The sequence below is a fragment of the Massilia aquatica genome (assembly GCF_011682045.1).
In the GTDB taxonomy this organism is placed as follows: Bacteria; Pseudomonadota; Gammaproteobacteria; order Burkholderiales; family Burkholderiaceae_D; genus Telluria_A; species Telluria_A aquatica.
Genome location: NZ_VVIW01000015.1, coordinates 26,436 through 43,754, shown reverse-complemented (window position 1 = coordinate 43,754; position 17,319 = coordinate 26,436). Strand labels below are relative to the sequence as shown.

Sequence of the window (17,319 nt, the reverse complement as noted above, 5' to 3'; positions counted from 1 at the left end):
GCTCGGCTTCGGGTTGCGAATACCGCAAGTTTGCTTTTTTTTCGACGGAAAAGTGCCTTGAATTCCCGCCGAGGCCGCCTTGGCGCGGGAAGTCATTTCTGCCAATGGCAGAAATGACGGCTCTACGGCAAGCGGGCTCAGCTTGCCGATTCGGTCAGTTCGTGCGCGATGTGCTCGTTCAGCTGGTCGAGCAATGTATACATGTTCGCCACCAGGGTGCGCGCCTGGTCCATCGTGCCGCCGTCGCGCAGGCGCTCCAGGTCCTGGCACAGGCCCGCAAACCGCATCGCCCCCACCGCCTTGGCCGAGGCCTTGATGCGGTGCCCCAGGTCCGCCATGCGCTCCACATCGGCGCGGTCGAGCGCTTCGCTCACGTCGGCCAGGCCGTCGCGCGCCGAGTCGAGGAACATGAACGCGTATTTGCGCATCTTGACCGGATTGGCCCCGAACGTGAGCGACAGCGCGCTCATGTCGAGCAGGCCGGCGTCGGTCGAGACCACCGGCGCGGCCGACATGCGGGTCGGCGCCTGGTCGGCCGCCACCGCCACCCGCCGCCGCCCGTTGCGCGCAGGGCGCGTGGCCAGCCAGCGGGCGATGACTTCGAACAGCAGCTTGGGCGAAATCGGCTTGGTCACGAACTCGTTCATGCCCGCCTCCAGGCAGCGCGCCTGGTCGTCGCGGCCGGCGTTGGCGGTCATGGCGATCACCAGCGCGTCGCGCAGGCGCGGGTCGGAGCGGATCATGCGGGTCGCTTCAAAACCGTCCATCACCGGCATCTGCACGTCCATCAGAACGCAGTCGAAGCGCTCTTTGAGCATCAGGTCGATCGCTTCCTTGCCGTTATTGGCCACCACCACCGTGGACCCGGCTTCTTCGAGCAATTCCTGGCCCACCTGCTGGCTGAAGATATTGTCTTCGACCAGAAGGATATAGGCGCCGCGCAGCTGGTCGAGCACCGCCGGGTCGACCGCACTGCCGCCGCCCTGCAGGAAGTTGACCGCCTTGCCCAGGCGCGCGGTGAACCAGAAGCAGCTGCCGTGGCCGGGAATGGAATCGACGCCGACGGTGCCGCCCATCAGCTCCGCCAGCTGCTTGCTGATCACCAGGCCCAGGCCCGTGCCGCCGTACTTGCGCGTGGTCGAGGGGTCGGCCTGGTGGAAGGACTTGAACAGGTCGGCGATTTCGGCCTCGCTCATGCCGATGCCGGCGTCTTCGACTTCGAAGCGCACCATGATCTCACTTTCGCTCCCGCTTGCGCTCCCGCTCTCGCCGCCGGCCAGCGCGCGCACGCGGATACGGCCGTTTTCCGAGAACTTGATCGCGTTCGACGTGAAGTTGAGCAGCACCTGTTCGAGCCGCAGCGGGTCGCCCCGCAACTGCTGCGCCAGCGCCGGGTCGATCTCGAATTCGAGCGCCAGGTGCTTGTTGGCGGCAGCGTCGCCAAGCTGGTTGGCGATGTTCTGCATCAGCGCGTTCAAGCCGAAATCGAGCACTTCGAGTTCCAGCTTGCCCGCTTCGATCTTGGAAAAATCGAGAATGTCGTTGATGATGCCGAGCAGGTGCTGGCTCGAATGATGGATCTTTTCCAGGTAATCGCGCTGCTTCGGATTGGCCACGGTGCGCAGCGCCAGGTGCGACATGCCGATGATGCTGTTCATCGGCGTGCGGATCTCGTGGCTCATGTTGGACAGGAAGTTGCTCTTGGCCTGGTTGGCGGCGTCGGCCTGCGCCTTGAGCTTGTGCAGTTCGGTCACGTCGGTCGACAGGCCGATCACGGCGCTCACCTCCCCATCGAGCAGCACCGGCACCTTGACGGTCCAGAGCTGGCGCACCTCGCCGTCGGGCTGGGCGAATTCGACCTGGCTGGCGTGGCGCGCGCCGTCGACGAAGATCCGGCTGTCCTGGCGCCAGTAGAAATCGGCCTGCTCCGGCGTCATCACCTCGCGATCGAGCTTGCCGATGATGTCTTCGGCCGGCTGGCCCATCGCTTCGGCGGTGCGCGCGTTGACGTAGATGTAGCGGCGCTCGCGGTCCTTCATGTACACGTGGGCGTCGATGCTGTCGAGGACCGAATCGAGCAGCACGCGCTGTTCGATGGCGGTGCGGCGCGAGCGGTACAGGGTAAAGAAGTAGGCGTAGGCCAGCATCGTCACCAGGAAGCCGGCGGCGAAGGCGGCCGGCGGCAGGATCACGTCGAACTCGCTGTACAGGTCTGCGCGGGCGATGCGGAAATGGGCCTTCCACAGGCTGCCGTTGTAGTCCACCGGGAGCACGGTGTCGAAGCGATCGTCCTCGGTCTCGCCGACGGCCACCGGATCATGGTCGTTGTACAGCTGGCGGTCGTCGCTGCCCAGGGCCAGGGTACGGCGCTCGGGGTCGCTGGCGCCGTCGGCGAACAGGGCAAGCCGCAGGCGCCGCTGCGGCATTTCTTCGAGCGCGCTGCCGACCAGCGCCGGCACCGAAAACCCCACGCCCACGCTGCCGATGTAGGCCGCGCGGCGCGCCTCCACGCTATAGAGCAGCGCGCCGCTGCGGTACACCGGCATGCGCATGCCCAGCGCCAGGTGCGGGCGCGGTTCGTTGACCAGGATCGGCAGGCCGGAGGCGCTGATCTTGCCGCTGTCGCGTGCCTGGTCGAGGTGGATCGCGGCGAGCGGATTGGCGCCGATGTCCAGGCCCAGGCGGCCGTTGGCGCGCGCGGCCTGCGGCTCGATATAGGTCAGCACCGTGTAGCCGGGGCGCTCGCCTTCGGGATGGATGCGGAAGCCGGGGTAGCCGCCGGCGTCGACGCTGCGGTCGGCGGCTACCGTCGCGACCAGTTCAGCGCGCCCGGCCGCCGTCACGTGACGGGCAAAGGTAACGCTTTCGATGGCCGGATAATGGGTGCGCATGCCCAGGGCCTGCACGTAGCGGTGAAAATGCAGGCGGTTGGGCGCCTCGGTGCTCTGGAACAGGGCCGACAAGCCGCGCGCCAGGTCGGAATACGACTTGATGCGGGTCGACAGGCTCGATTGCGCGCTGCGCGCGAGCGCGTCGAAACGCTGGCGCGCATCGGCATCGACCAGCCTGGTCGCGCCCACGTGCAGCAGCGCCGCGACCAGCGTCGACAGCGACAGTCCCACGCCCCACCACACCAGGCGCGAAACAGGACGGCCGCCGACGGTGCCCGTCATGCTGCGCTTGATCGCTTGCGTCATTGTCCAACCCCGTTAATTTTCGCTCGCCGGTGGGTCGAAACACCCCGGCAGGCGGCATACTATTGACGAAACAGAAGGCGCGCGCGGCCCGGCCGCACGCATGCATCACTAACGCAAGGGTACTTTGCAGCAAGAGAACATGCAATTGATAAATTTTACTGTCGCGTCCGCGCCATGGCAGAACGTCAATACAGACACACTACAGGAGCAGGAATGCGGCAATTGATTGGTGAAACTATATCGGAAACGAGCACAATGGCGCGCAGCGATGGCGCCGACGATCCCCATCTGTGGCTGGAAGACACCAGCTCCGGCGCGGCGCTGGACTGGGTGCGCGCGCGCAACGCCGTGTGCGAGCGCGAACTCGAAGGCCGCGGCGGCTTTGCGGCGCTGCGCGCGCGCCTCGGCACCATCCTCAACGACAAGGCCCGGATTCCCTATATCAGCGAGCACGCCGGGCTGGTCTACAACTTCTGGCGCGACGCCGTGCATGTGCGCGGGGTCTGGCGGCGCACCACCCTGGAGCGTTACCGCGCCGAGGCGCCGGAATGGGAAACGGTGCTCGACCTCGACCGGCTGGCCATCGACGAAGGCGAAAACTGGGTCTGGGCCGGCGCTTCTTCGCTGCCGCCGGCCGGCATGCGCTGTTTGCTGTTGCTCTCGCGCGGCGGCGGCGACGCCCACGTGGTGCGCGAATTCGACCTGGCCGCCAGGGCCTTCGTGGCCGGCGGCTTTGCGCTGCCCGAGTCCAAATGCAGCGCGCGCTGGCTCGACATCGACCGCCTGGCCGTGGCCACCGACTTTGGCGAGGGCAGCATGACCACATCCGGCTATCCGCGCATCGTCAAGGAATGGCGGCGCGGCACGGCGCTGGCCGACGCCGTGACCCTGTTCGAAGCGCGCGCCGACGACCTGAGCGTATCGGCCTACAAGGACTTCACGCCGGGGTTCGAGCACGAATTCGTCGAGCGCCAGACCGGTTTTTACAGCAGCGAACTGTTCCTGCGCAGCGGGGACCGGCTGGCGCGGGTCGACAAGCCCGACGACGCCAACGCCTACACCGTGCGCGACCAGCTGGTGATCGAACTGCGCTCGGACTGGCGGGTGGGCGGGCGCACCTATGCGCAAGGGTCGCTGGTGGCCACCGATTTCGCCCGCTTCATGGCCGGCGAACGCGATCTTGCCGTGCTGTTCGCGCCGAGCGCCACCAGTTCGCTGGACGGGGTGGCGATGACGGCCAGCGCCCTGCTCCTGACCGAGCTCGATAATGTGAAAAACCGCATCGTCGAGCTGCGCCATGCGGACGGCCAGTGGCTGCGCCGTGAGGTGGCCGCGCCCGCCTTCGGCGCGCTGGCCGTGAGCGCGCTCGATCCGGCCGCTTCGGACCAGTATTTTCTGACCGTGACCGACTTCCTGACCCCGACCAGCCTGTACCTGGGCCAGGCCGGCAGCGACGAGCGCCAGCCGCTCAAGGCGATGCCGGCGTTTTTCGAGGCCGCCCACTACGTCGTCAAGCAGTTCGAGGCGGTATCGACCGATGGCACGCGGGTGCCGTATTTCGTGGTCATGGATCGCAACACGCCCATGGACGGGCGCAATCCCACCGTCTTGTACGGCTATGGCGGTTTTGAGATCGCCATGAAGCCGTTCTATAGCGGCGTGACCGGGGAAGCCTGGCTGGCCAAGGGCGGCGTGTACGTGCTGGCCAATATCCGCGGTGGCGGCGAATTCGGCCCGCGCTGGCACCAGGCGGCGCTGAAGGACCAGCGCCAGCGCGCTTTCGACGATTTTTTGGCGGTGGCGCAAGACCTGATCGAGCGCAAGGTGACCAGTGCGCGCCATCTGGGCATCATGGGCGGCAGCAATGGCGGCTTGCTGGTCGGGGCGGCCATGACGCAGCGGCCGGACCTGTTCAACGCGGTGGTGTGCCAGGTGCCGCTGCTCGACATGCGGCGCTATCACAAGCTGCTGGCCGGCAGCTCCTGGATGGACGAATACGGCGATCCGGACGTCGCTAGCGAGTGGGAGTATATTGCGCGCTATTCGCCGTATCACAATGTGGCCGAGGACAAGCGCTATCCGCGCATGCTGCTGACCACCTCGACCAGGGACGACCGGGTGCACCCGGGGCACGCGCGCAAAATGGTGGCGCTGATGGAGGCGCAGGGCCATGACGTGCTGTATTGGGAGAACCTGGAGGGCGGGCACGCGGGGGCGGCCAACAACGATCAGCAGGCGCAGATGTGGGCGTTGACCTACACGTTCTTGCTGGAGCAGTTGCGCTGAGCGGCAATCAGGGCAGACCCGGCGCCACCTTCACTTTTTTAGAATCATATAATGGTCACACAACATCTGCAAAATCGCGTCGACCCATGGGGCCAATTGCGCACCGTTGCAAGCAGGGGGACGCGGATGGGGAACCGCGGCATCTTGCATAACGACGCCAATCAGATCGTGCGGCCGTGGAAGCACAAGCGGTGGGTCACGTGCATGCTCGAGTTTAAGCAAATCAAGCGCCCCAAACCCTTTTCTCGAGGGAATTATTCGGAGCTCTTTTTCCTCGATGAAGCAACTGCCTTTGCCGCCGGACACCGGCCGTGCGGTGACTGCCAGAAGGCACGTCACCTGGATTTCAAAGAAAAATGGCTCGCCGCCAATGTGGATGCGCAATTGCGTTCGGCACTATCAATGGACGATGTCGACATCGTACTCCACGCCGAGCGTTGCGTGCGCGGCGGGGGAAAAACGAGGTTCGCGGCGACCCTCGGCGAGTTGCCAAAAGGAACAATGTTCGAGTTCGACGCGGCTGCTTTTCTCGTCACCGCCGCAGGCTACCTGCCCTGGTCGTTCGACGGTTATGGCCCCGCAAAGCGCATTGACGGCGCCACGGCCGTGACCGTGCTCACGCCAGCATCCATCGTGCGCGCTTTCGAACAGGGATTCGTGGCGCTGGTCCATGCCTCCGCGGGGCTGGATGACCCCGCCGCTGTCGCGTCAGCGCAAAAAAATCCTTCCTGAATATCGACTGGCGCAAACTTCCACGCGATTGTTTGCGCCAGGCCAGCGTGCCCGGCGGCGCCACGACGCCCGTCCCGCCCCGCTGCGCACCCGCCCACCCTGACAATCCTGCCAGCTTTCCGCACTGGACGGACGGGTTTGTAATAGTTCGTCAAGCGAACTTGTCCACCCGCCGATCAATCCAACCACGACTGGAGCCAGCACCATGGCACACCTGGCAACATTTTCTCCCCAGCTCTCTCCCGCCCAGCCGGCCGCCCTGCGCGAACCGTCCCCGCACATGGCCGGCGGCGGCATGTTCTGGAGTCCCGGCATCGGCCTCGGCGCGGGCATAATCCTCGAACTGGCGGGCGATATCGACAGCCTGTCGCAGCGCATCGCCCAGTTGCCGGAGCGTGCCGGACGGGGCCGGCCGATGGTCACCCAGTACCTGTTCATGGTCAAGACCCTGGCGGCGGCCTGGGCCACGCGCAGCCGGCCCGGCCTGCACACCGCCCTCGACGGCCTGCGCCACCTGGGCGAGACCCTGCTTGCGCAGGATGCCGCGCTGCTGGCCACGGCGCTGCTGAACATGTTCCACGGGCGCCCCTCGGACGGCAGCGGCGCGGTGCGCCTGATCGACGGCCTGGTGCGGCGCCTGGCCGCCCCGGCAGATGCCCTGTCGGACCTTGAGCAGGATGTCGGCAGCTATCTAGCGCAGATGGGGCGCGCCTCGGGCGACCTGGAAACGGACACCGTGGTGGTGACCCAGCGCCTGCAGGCCGACCATGTGCACGCATTCATCCTGGCGCAACAGGTCAATACCTTGCAGGGACGGCTGGCCGAAGCGCATGCGCGTTGCCACAGCCACTGGCTGGCCGGGCCGGATGCCGGGGAAGCGCGCGCCGATATCGACAAGCACGGCAGGGCACTCGACAGCGTCATGCGCCAGCTCGACCATATCCGCGAGGGCCAGAGCGCGATGATGGCCGAAGCGGTGTATCTGCAGGGCTTGCTGCCGACACTGTCGGCCTACTTGAGCGGCATGGACCGCATCGGCGCCGGCATCCGCATCGCCGCCGCCGGCACGCGCACCCTGCGCGCCGGGCTCGACGACCTGAAAAACGTGTTGCTGGCCGGGCCCGCAGCGAGCGGCAGCGCGCACGCCCAGTTGCAGGCGGCCCTGCCGTCCTGGCGCATGCTGGCGGCGCGCATTGCCGCCTTTCCGTCCGCCCCGGCCGTGGGCGGCGCGTGACTCAGGACGCCAGGCGCGACTCGAACATCGCTTCGTAGGTGCCCGCGATGTCCACATACAGGGCCACCGCGCGCTCCACGCCGATCTGGACCGGATCGCCGAAGCGCGTGGTCAGCACCCCGGCGCGGCGCAGCAGGCGCTCGATGGCGACCGTGGTGACCGTCACATACTGGTCGAGCCCGGCGTGATGGCCATAACTGATGATTTCGCCAATCGATTCCATGGTAATCTCGGAAAAGCCGAAGCGCGGGTTGCCGTCGGTTTCGATGGCGAAGCGCGACAGTTCCCAGATACGGGCGTTCTCGGGCGCGTCCTGGCCATGCAGGAGCTGCGCAAAGGAATCCTTGAGCATGTACGGGCCTTCGGTCGGCAAGATGCGCCAGCAGCCGCGCAGGGGTCCGCCGCCCGGCTCGCGGATCATCATGTACAGCGGCTCGAGGGCGTCGTAACCGTCAATCTCCATGCCGCTCATGATCGGCACTTCCCAGCCCAGCCGGTCCTTGAAGACCTTGGCGCGCAGTTTGTGCATCTCCCACAGGTCGCGCGACTTGAATTCGCGCCGTGCAGCGATTCGAATATGCAGAGCCATCTTAGGTACCTCGCTTTATATATAAAAGTTATGCTGCTTGCATGAAGAATCATGCAAAAATTGCATTAGCATAACTAGTAGAGTTGCTAGGTGGCTTGTAAGGACAGTGAATGGAATACTGCCCTTTTGTTTGCGAGGAACGGTATGGCTCAGGATTTCAACTACCAGACGACGGCCGTGGCAGAACAGCGCGGTGAGATCGATCACGATGGCGGCGCTGCGCTTGCAGGTACCATGGCCAGCACGCCCCACAGCGAGTTAAAACGGTTCAGGATCAGCAAGCGCGAAAGCCAGGAAAAATTCTGGGGACGCTTCGGCGTGACGCAGTCGAGCGGCAGCCGCTTCGAAACCGGGCTGGGTATTCCAGCGCCGGTGGCCATCCTGGTCAAGCTGTATGTGAAGGGTAAGCTCAGCGATGGGGATCTTCCGGGCTGATGATGCCCATGCTGATCGCCTTGACCAGTGCCTGCTGCCGGGTGTTGACGTTGAATTTCACGCGGATGTTACCGATGTGAAAATTCACCGTCGCCTCGGAGCAGAGCACGATCTTCGAGATTTCCCATGACGACTTGCCGACCATGACCCAGTTGAGCACCTCCAGCTCGCGCTTGGTCAGGCGCGGCAGCGCTTCGGCGCCCGGCTTGGGCGCGACGAATTTGAGCGAGGACTCGAAGGCATAGTCGCGGATCAGCGACAGCGACGGCATCAGCTGGCTGATGGTACTGTCGAACTCGCCGTTGGGCGGGGCGTCGGAAGCAAAGCTGACCACCCCGAACTCCCCGCTCGGCCCGTGGATCGGGAAGGTAATGCCGGAGCGGATGCCGTAGCCGCAGGCTTCCTCGTACATCTCGCGCTGGCCGGGCGCGTGGAAGGTATCCGGTTCCCACACGATCGGCAGCGAGCTGGTCATGCAGTGGGCGACGGTCGGATCGACGTAGTGGAGCTTGTCGGCGTCGTAGCGGGTGCGCCAGGCAGGCGCGTAATTGCTGTGCAGAAAAGCGGTCTCGAGCTTGACATGCTTGGACCCGACCGCGCCATACAATACCTGGTCGAATCCCTGGTCGTGTGCCAGCGAAAACAGGGCCGAACTCCAGCCATTCTCCTGGTCGCTTTTCAAAAGCGTCATCAGTTGTCCCATTTTCACCATTGCCGTCACTCCCTTTTGTTGCCCATTTTACACAAATATCGCGTAATGACACTAGCGGGTGCTTTGTGATTAACTAAAACGCTGAAGAATGTAACCATTTGTTAGCATTTTAGGCTGTTCACCATGGCTGTGTTGGACAAATTTGCTTCACGATTCCAAGAGGAAATGAAACTAACAGTTACGTCGGGTTGACTTCAGCCATGCGGCCAAACCCGTAGCGCAATCACAACATTGCATTGAATGGCAATGAACTGTGCGTCGTGGAAATTTATTCTCAGGTAGGCTCTGGCAACTCAACGTTACCATAGTATTCGAATAGGGTAAGCTACCCGACCGGGACATGCCCGTCCGGGACGTGCCCGTCCGGGACGCTGATGAGGCTGCGATATCCCGGCCCCTTGACTGGCTGGCGCACTGGTATACAGTTGCTGTTCCCGTCGTAAAGAATGTGATCGGCAGCCAATGACAACCAGACCTACCGCACCGTGCAGATCATTCCGAAAGTATTACTAGTCAACGATGACGCAGCCAGCCTGCTGGCGCTCGAAAGCCTGCTCTCCGAGGCCACGCGCGCGCAGCACTACCAGCTGCTCAAGGCCAGTTCCGGCCATGAAGCGCTGCGCATGGTGCTGACCCACGATTTCGCCGTGATCCTGCTGGACGCGAACATGCCCGGCATGGACGGCTTCGAGACCGCCGAGGCGATTCATTCGCACCCGCGCTCCTGCGCCGTGCCGATCATCTTCATCACCGCCCACTACGGCGACGAACGCCACCGGCTGGAAGCCTACAGCAAGGGCGCGGCCGACTATTTGTTTACGCCGGTGATCCCGCAGGTGCTGCAAACGAAGGTGGCGGTGTTCGTCGACCTGACCCGCAAGAACCTGGAACTGCAAGCGAAAACGCGCGAACTGTCGCTGCTCAACCAGGACCTGCGCGTGCAGCGCGTGCAGGACCTCGAGCGCATCAACCGCGCCCTGGAGCAGGAAGTCGCCGAACGCAAGGTGGCCGAGCAGCGCGCGCAGGCGCTCTCGATCCGCGATCCGCTGACCAACCTGGTCAACCGGCGCTCGCTGATCGCCCAGCTCGAACACGCGGTCGCTGCGGCCGACCGCCACGGCGGCGAATTCGCGCTGCTGTTCCTCGACCTGGACCGCTTCAAGCAGATCAACGACACCCTGGGGCACGAAGTCGGCGACGAATTGCTGCGCCAGGTGGCCGCGCGCCTGCTGGCGGCGGTGCGCGTATCGGACGTGGTGGCGCGCCTGGGCGGCGACGAATTCGTGGTGCTGCTGGAGGGGCGCGGGGCGGGGGCCAACGCGGCCCGGGTGGCGCGCAAGATCGAGCAGGCCCACACGCGCCCCTTCGAAATCAATGGCCAGCGCATCGCCACTTCCACCAGCATCGGCATCGGCCTGTATCCGCAGGATGCCAACAGCGCCGCGCAGCTGATGAAAAACGCCGACACCGCCATGTACCACGCCAAGCAGCACCGGCGCGGCAGCATCGAATTCTTCCGCGAAGAGCTCAACACGCGCGAACGCGAGCGCGCCCAGTGGGTGGCCGAACTGCACGCCGCGCTCGAAGGCAGGCAATTCGAACTGCTGTTCCAGCCGCGCGCCGCCCTGCCCGATGGCGCGGTCGTAGCGGTCGAAGCGCTGCTGTACTGGCGCCATCCACGCCACGGCCTGATCGCCGCCGCGCGCTTCTTGCCCGACGTGGCCGACAACCTGCTGCTCGAACAGGTGTGCGAATGGATGCTGGGCGCGGCCTGCGCCGAAGTGGCGGCCTGGCGCGCCGCTTCATCCCCGGCAGCGGCGCAAGTGGCGCAGGTAGTCATGGCGGTCGACCTGGCGCTGCTCCAGATCCGCCCCGAACTGGCCGCGCGCGTGCTGGCGCACCTGCGCGGCTGCAAGCTGTTGGCCGGCTGGCTGGAACTCGAAATTCCCGAGCACCTGCTGTTCGACACGCGCGACAGCGCCGCCGTGCTGCACGAGCTGAAAGCGGCCGGGGTGCGCCTGACGGTCGACGACTTCGGCAGCGCCGGCGCAGCCCTGGCCATGCTGCGCGACCTGCCGCTCGACGCCATCAAGATCGACCGCGCCTTCGTGCGCGCCATCGGCATCGATCGCGGCACGGACATGGCTGCCGCCATCGTCCATCTCGGGCGCGCGCTCGGCCTGCGCGTGCTGGCCCAGGGCGTGCATACCACCGAACAGCTGGCCGTTTTAAAGTCGCTCGGCTGCGACGAATACCAGGGCGAACTGCTCAGCCCTCCCCTGCCCGCAGCGGCCATGCTGGCACTGCTGCAGGCCCGGACAACCCACCAGATAACGAGCTTGAACCCGCATCAAGCCGCTCTTTCAACTCCCAAAAAACGAGGACAAAGCCGATGAACAACATGACCGACATGGCCGAAGAACTGGACATCAAGCTCCTGCTATCGACCCTGATGGCGCTCAAGAAAGGCGACTTTACGGCGCGCATGCCATCCGACTGGAGCGGCATTTCGGGCAAGATCGCCGATACCCTGAACGACATCATCGAGACCAAGGAAAAGATGGTGGAAGCCGTCACCGAAGTCTCGCGCGTGGTCGGCGCCGAAGGCCGGCTGGAAAAGCGCGCCTCGGTCCCGAACGTGGTGGGCGGCTGGGCCACCATCATCAGTTCCGTCAACACCCTGATCGACGACCTGGTGCGCCCGACCACGGAAATGGCGCGCGTGATCGGCGCCGTGGCCAAGGGCGACCTGTCGCAGACCATGGCGCTGGAAGTGGACGGCCATCCGCTCATGGGCCAGTACCTGCGCGCGGCCACCACCGCCAATACGATGGTCGAACAGCTCTCCTCGTTCTCGTCGGAAGTCACGCGCGTGGCGCGCGAAGTCGGCACCGAAGGTAAACTCGGCGGCCAGGCGCAGGTCAAGGGCGTGGCCGGCACCTGGAAGGACTTGACCGACTCGGTCAACTCGATGGCGGGCAACCTGACCTCGCAGGTACGTAACATCGCCGAAGTGACCACCGCGGTGGCCAACGGCGACTTGTCCAAGAAAATCACGGTGGACGTGCGCGGCGAGATCCTGCAACTGAAAGACACCATCAACGTCATGGTGGACCAGCTGCGCTCCTTTGCCTCGGAAGTCACGCGCGTGGCGCGCGAGGTGGGCACCGAAGGAAAGCTCGGCGGCCAGGCCTACGTGCCGGGCGTGGGCGGCACCTGGAAGGACTTGACCGACAACGTGAACTTCATGGCGTCGAACCTGACCGGCCAGGTGAGGAACATCGCGGCGGTGACCACCGCCGTGGCGAACGGCGACCTGTCGAAAAAGATCACGGTGGACGTCAAGGGTGAAATTTTAGAGCTGAAAAACACCATCAACGTGATGGTGGACCAGTTGTCTTCTTTCGCCTCGGAGGTCACGCGGGTGGCGCGCGAGGTGGGCACCGAAGGCAAACTCGGTGGCCAGGCGCAGGTGAAAGGCGTGGCCGGCACCTGGAAGGACTTGACCGACTCGGTCAACTCGATGGCGGGCAACCTCACCGGCCAGGTACGTAACATCGCCGACGTGACCACGGCCGTGGCGAACGGCGACCTCTCTAAAAAGATCACGGTCGACGTCAAGGGCGAGATCCTGGAGCTGAAAAACACCATCAACGTGATGGTCGACCAGTTGAACTCCTTCGCCTCGGAAGTCACGCGCGTGGCGCGCGAGGTGGGCACCGAAGGTAAACTCGGCGGCCAGGCCAACGTGCCCGGCGTGGCCGGCACCTGGAAAGACTTGACCGACGGCGTGAACTCGATGGCGGGTAACCTCACGGGCCAGGTGCGTAACATCGCCGACGTGACCACCGCCGTGGCGAACGGCGACCTCTCTAAAAAGATCACGGTGGACGTCAAGGGAGAAATCCTGGAACTGAAAAACACGATCAACGTGATGGTGGACCAATTGTCCTCCTTCGCATCGGAAGTGACGCGCGTGGCGCGCGAAGTCGGCACCGAAGGAAAACTCGGCGGCCAGGCCTATGTGCCGGGCGTGGGCGGCACCTGGAAGGACTTGACCGACAACGTCAACTTCATGGCGTCGAACCTGACCGGCCAGGTGAGGAACATCGCTGCGGTGACCACCGCCGTGGCGCGCGGCGACCTCTCTAAAAAGATCACGGTGGACGTCAAGGGCGAGATCCTGGAACTGAAAGACACCATCAACGTGATGGTCGACCAGTTGTCTTCGTTCGCCTCGGAAGTGACGCGCGTGGCGCGCGAGGTGGGCACGGAAGGTAAACTCGGTGGACAGGCCAACGTGTCCGGCGTGGCCGGCACCTGGAAGGACTTGACCGAGAACGTCAACCAGCTGGCCGCGAACCTGACCAACCAGGTGCGCGCGATTGCCGAGGTGGCGACGGCCGTGACGCGCGGCGACTTGTCGCGCTCGATCCAGGTGGAAGCGCGCGGCGAGGTGTCCTACCTGAAGGACAACATCAACGAGATGATCCGCAATCTCAAGGAAACCACGCAGAAGAATGCGCAGCAGGATTGGCTCAAGACCAACCTGGCGCGCTTTACGCGCCTGCTGCAAGGCCAGCGCGACTTGCAGGCGGTGACGAAACTGATCCTGTCCGAACTGGCGCCGCTGGTGTCGGCCCACCACGGCGTGTTCTACATGATGGACTCGCAGGAGCTCGACGCGCGCCTGCGCATGATCGCCAGCTACGGCTACCGTTCCAGCCGCAAGCTGGCCACCTCCTTCCTGCCCGGCGAAGGGCTGGTCGGCCAGTGCGCGCTCGAAAAAACCCGCATCTGGCTGACCGACGTGCCGCGCGATTACATCGTGGTCTCGTCGGGCCTGGGCGCGGCGCCACCGACCAACATCGTGGTGCTGCCGATCCTGTTCGAGCAGCAGGTCAAGGCGGTGATCGAAATCGCCTCGCTCGATCGCTTCACCGAAACCCACCTCTCCTTCCTCGACCAGTTGATGGAGTCGATCGGCGTGGTGCTCAACACGATCGAAGCGAACAGCCGCACCGAGTCGCTGCTGACCCAGTCGCAGTCGCTGGCGCAGGAACTGCAGCAGACCAACCAGGAACTGGCCGAAAAAGCGCGCCTGCTGTCCGAACAGAACATCGAGGTCGAACGCAAGAACCGCGAGGTGGAACAGGCAAAGCTGGCGCTGGAAGAAAAGGCGACCCAGCTGGCGCTGTCGTCCAAGTACAAATCCGAGTTCCTGGCGAACATGTCGCACGAGTTGCGCACCCCGCTCAACTCCCTGCTCATTCTCGCGCAGCAGCTGTCGGATAACCCGGAGGGCAACCTCTCGGGAAAGCAAGTAGAGTTCGCAAAGACGATCCACGGTTCCGGATCGGACCTGCTGACTCTGATTAATGACATTCTCGACCTGTCCAAGATCGAATCCGGAACCGTGACACTCGACGTGTCGGAATACCGCTTCTCGAACTTGCGTAACTACGTCGACCGCACCTTCCGCCACATGGCCGAAGCCAAGCACCTGGGCTTCACGGTGCTGCTGGCAGACGCCCTGCCGACGGCCGTCATGACCGACACCACGCGCTTGCAGCAGGTGCTGAAAAACCTGCTGTCGAACGCCTTCAAGTTCACCAGCCATGGCGAGGTGTCGCTCGACATTTCGCTGGTGACGAGCGGCTGGACCAGCGACCACCCGAACCTGGTGCACGCCGACGCGGTGCTGGCGTTCTCGGTGCGCGACACCGGCGTGGGCATCGCGGCCGACAAGCTGCAACTGATTTTCGAAGCCTTCCAGCAGGCCGACGGCTCGACCGCCCGCAAGTACGGCGGCACCGGCCTTGGCCTGTCGATCTCGCGCGAACTGGCGCGCCTCCTGGGCGGCGAGATCCGGGTCGAATCGGTGGTCAACGCCGGCTCCACCTTTACCCTGTTCCTGCCTTACAACCGGGCCGGCTTCATCAACTACGACCAGGCGCGCCAGCCGCAGCCTGCGCGCCTGGCGCCGCCGCCATCGACCGTGGTCGTTGCCAGCACGGTGACGCCATACGACAGCAGCGTGGCGCCGGAAGCGGCGGCGCAGGCGCAACTGGTCGACTACGCCTCGGTGCTGGACGACCGCGGGCTGATCGCCCCGGGCGACCCGTCGGTGCTGATCATCGAAGACGACGAAGCCTTCGCCAAGGAACTGATGGAGTTCGCGCGCGAGAAGAACTTCAAGGCGATCGTGACGCACCAGGGCGATTCGGCGCTGTCGCTGGCGCGCGACTACCTGCCGTCAGCCATCCTGCTCGACCTCGACCTGCCGCATATCGACGGCTTCACGGTGCTCGACCGCCTGAAACGCGACCCGAGCACGCGCCACATTCCGGTGCACGTCATGTCCACCATGCGCGAACGCGAACGGGCGCTGCGCCAGGGCGCCATTTCATACATCGGCAAACCGGTCGAACGCGACGCGCTGCAGGAAGAATTCACGCGCATCCAGAAATTCCTGTTGGGCGGCAAACGCAGCCTGCTGGTGGTCGATGACGAAAAAATGCAACGCGACTCGATCGTGGCCCTGATCGGCGACAGCGACCTGCGCATCGTGGCCGTGGAAACCGGCGAAGCGGCCCTTGAAGCGCTGCGCGGCTCGCACTTCGACTGCATGGTGCTCGACCTGACCCTGCCCGACATCAGCGGTTTTGATTTGCTCGACGTGATCGGCAAGGACCCTGCCCTGCGCGACCTGCCGATCGTGATCTACACCGCCAAGGAATTGAGCCGCAAGGAGGTGACCAAGCTCAAACGCTACGCCAAGACCATCGTCATCAAGGATGCGCGTTCGCCCGAACGCCTGCTCGACGAAACGGCCCTGTTCCTGCACCGCTCGCACGCCTCGCTGCCGGAACTGCAGCGCCGCATGCTGGAAGAAATCCACGCGGCCGATGGGGGCCTGGCAGGGCGCAAGGTCTTGATCGTCGACGATGACCTGCGCAACATCTTCGCCCTGTCGTCGCTGCTGGAACGCCAGCAGATGCAGGTCTCGTTCGCCGAAAACGGCCGCGACGGCATCGAGGTGCTGGAAAAGGATCCCACCATCGAGATCGTTTTGATGGACATCATGATGCCCGAGATGGACGGCTACGACACCATGCGCGCGATCCGGCGCATACCGAAGTTCAAGTCGCTGCCGATCATCACCCTGACCGCCAAGGCGATGAAGGGCGACCGCGACAAGTGCATCGCCGCCGGGGCCTCGGACTACATCACCAAGCCGGTCGACGTGGCCCAGCTGCTGTCGCTGATGCGGGTGTGGCTGCATTGAACGGGCCCGTTCGGCAGGCCAGTGCGCCGGCCGTCGAGGAGCTGGAAATCGCGCTGCTGCTCGAAGGCGTGTTCCAGCGCTACGGCTTCGACTTCCGCGCCTACGACCGGCCCGGCCTGACACGGCGGGTGCTGGGGCTGATGGGCGAGCGCGCACTGGCGACGGTGTCGCTGCTGCAGGACCGGGTGCTGCACGACCCGCCAACGGCGGCGGCCCTGCTGCGCGCGCTGAGCGTGCGCCCGGCGCTCTTGTTCGACGACCCGGAGCAGGTGCGCCAGACGCGCGAGGTGCTCGCATGCCTCGGCGCGTCGGCGCTGCCGAAAGTGTGGCTGGCCGAATGCGCGCATGCGGAGCAAGCGTGGTCGCTGGCGATTCTGCTGGCCGAGCAGCGGATGCACCATCGGACCGAGATTTTTGCCACGGTCGCCAACGAGGAACTGCTGGCGGAAGCGCTGGAGGCCAGCATTCCGATGGAGCGCATGGCGCAGTACCAGGAGAATTACCTGAAAAGCGGCGGCACGGCCAAGCTGGCCGACTATTTCGAGGTGCGCGGCAAGCACGCGGTGCTGCTGCCGGCGCTGCGCAGCCGCATCACGTGGGCGCAGTACAACCTGGTGACGGATGCCTCGTTCAACGAATTCCAGCTGATCGTGTGCCGGCACGCGCTGGCCGATTTCGGGCCGCTGCTGCGCCAGCGCGCCCTGCGCCTGTTCCATGACAGCCTGGCGCTGTTCGGGGTGCTGGGCATCGACCGCGAACTGGCGCCGGGCGACACGCTGGCGGCCAGCTACCGGCCGGTGTTTGCGCACCAGGCTTGGTACAAGCGCGTCGCGTAGCGAAAAGTGT

10 protein-coding genes are annotated in these 17,319 nt (G+C 64.7%); 7 read left to right on the top strand and 3 right to left on the bottom strand.

Annotation, left to right across the window (positions count from 1 at the left end):
- Positions 1–137 precede the first annotated feature (137 nt).
- Positions 138–3,197 carry a CHASE domain-containing hybrid sensor histidine kinase/response regulator family protein gene (locus F1609_RS22080; RefSeq protein WP_229422001.1) on the bottom strand — a complete coding sequence of 1,020 codons (3,060 nt, stop codon included), beginning with the start codon at positions 3,195–3,197 and terminating at the stop codon, positions 138–140.
- A 255-nt stretch (positions 3,198–3,452) separates the two neighbouring features.
- On the opposite strand from F1609_RS22080, the gene F1609_RS22075 reads away from it, so the two are divergent.
- The 3 genes from F1609_RS22075 (at position 3,453) to F1609_RS22065 (ending at position 7,449) form a co-directional block, all read left to right on the top strand.
- Entirely contained in the window at positions 3,453–5,483 is a 2,031-nt protein-coding gene (locus F1609_RS22075) for a prolyl oligopeptidase family serine peptidase (RefSeq protein WP_229422000.1), read from the top strand.
- Between the two features lie 51 nt (positions 5,484–5,534).
- Positions 5,535–6,215 carry a hypothetical protein gene (locus tag F1609_RS22070; RefSeq protein WP_167078819.1) on the top strand — a complete coding sequence of 227 codons (681 nt, stop codon included), beginning with the start codon at positions 5,535–5,537 and terminating at the stop codon, positions 6,213–6,215.
- A 205-nt stretch (positions 6,216–6,420) separates the two neighbouring features.
- Positions 6,421–7,449 carry a hypothetical protein gene (locus tag F1609_RS22065; RefSeq protein ID WP_167078818.1) on the top strand — a complete coding sequence of 343 codons (1,029 nt, stop codon included), beginning with the start codon at positions 6,421–6,423 and terminating at the stop codon, positions 7,447–7,449.
- 1 nt (position 7,450) lies between these two features.
- Here F1609_RS22065 and F1609_RS22060 read toward each other — a convergent pair whose 3' ends face one another.
- Positions 7,451–8,038: an acyl-homoserine-lactone synthase gene (locus F1609_RS22060; protein ID WP_167078817.1), complete on the bottom strand. Its 588-nt coding sequence runs from the start codon at positions 8,036–8,038 to the stop codon at positions 7,451–7,453.
- A gap of 144 nt (positions 8,039–8,182) precedes the next feature.
- Here F1609_RS22060 and F1609_RS22055 point away from each other — a divergent pair, with 144 nt between their 5' ends.
- A complete protein-coding gene (locus tag F1609_RS22055; RefSeq protein WP_229421999.1) occupies positions 8,183–8,473 on the top strand; it encodes a helix-turn-helix domain-containing protein in 291 nt (96 codons plus the stop codon).
- Here the strand turns inward: F1609_RS22055 and F1609_RS22050 are convergent.
- On the bottom strand, positions 8,448–9,164 hold the full coding sequence (locus F1609_RS22050) for a helix-turn-helix transcriptional regulator (protein WP_167078816.1): 717 nt from the start codon (positions 9,162–9,164) through the stop codon (positions 8,448–8,450). The two genes, F1609_RS22055 and F1609_RS22050, sit on opposite strands and share 26 nt — an antisense overlap.
- Before the next feature lie 506 nt (positions 9,165–9,670).
- Here F1609_RS22050 and F1609_RS35405 point away from each other — a divergent pair.
- The 3 genes from F1609_RS35405 to F1609_RS22035 are packed head-to-tail and all read left to right on the top strand — an operon-like array spanning position 9,671 to position 17,309.
- Positions 9,671–11,581 (top strand): putative bifunctional diguanylate cyclase/phosphodiesterase, encoded by a 1,911-nt coding sequence (locus F1609_RS35405; RefSeq protein WP_370661659.1) that lies wholly within the window; start codon positions 9,671–9,673, stop codon positions 11,579–11,581.
- Complete coding sequence (locus F1609_RS22040; RefSeq protein WP_167078815.1) at positions 11,578–16,473, top strand: HAMP domain-containing protein; 4,896 nt, start codon at positions 11,578–11,580, stop codon at positions 16,471–16,473. The genes F1609_RS35405 and F1609_RS22040 overlap by 4 nt, the downstream gene beginning before the upstream one ends.
- On the top strand, positions 16,461–17,309 hold the full coding sequence (locus F1609_RS22035) for a CheR family methyltransferase (RefSeq protein ID WP_370661658.1): 849 nt from the start codon (positions 16,461–16,463) through the stop codon (positions 17,307–17,309). Before F1609_RS22040 ends, F1609_RS22035 begins: the two co-directional genes overlap by 13 nt.
- Positions 17,310–17,319: the final 10 nt, after the last annotated feature.

Coding starts and splice junctions, on each gene's coding strand:
- F1609_RS22080 (WP_229422001.1), bottom strand. CDS start 3,197: ATGACGCAAGCGATCAAGCGCAGCATGACGGGCACCGTCGGCGGCCGT.
- F1609_RS22075 (WP_229422000.1), top strand. CDS start 3,453: ATGGCGCGCAGCGATGGCGCCGACGATCCCCATCTGTGGCTGGAAGAC.
- F1609_RS22070 (WP_167078819.1), top strand. CDS start 5,535: ATGGTCACACAACATCTGCAAAATCGCGTCGACCCATGGGGCCAATTG.
- F1609_RS22065 (WP_167078818.1), top strand. CDS start 6,421: ATGGCACACCTGGCAACATTTTCTCCCCAGCTCTCTCCCGCCCAGCCG.
- F1609_RS22060 (WP_167078817.1), bottom strand. CDS start 8,038: ATGGCTCTGCATATTCGAATCGCTGCACGGCGCGAATTCAAGTCGCGC.
- F1609_RS22055 (WP_229421999.1), top strand. CDS start 8,183: ATGGCTCAGGATTTCAACTACCAGACGACGGCCGTGGCAGAACAGCGC.
- F1609_RS22050 (WP_167078816.1), bottom strand. CDS start 9,164: ATGACGCTTTTGAAAAGCGACCAGGAGAATGGCTGGAGTTCGGCCCTG.
- F1609_RS22040 (WP_167078815.1), top strand. CDS start 11,578: ATGAACAACATGACCGACATGGCCGAAGAACTGGACATCAAGCTCCTG.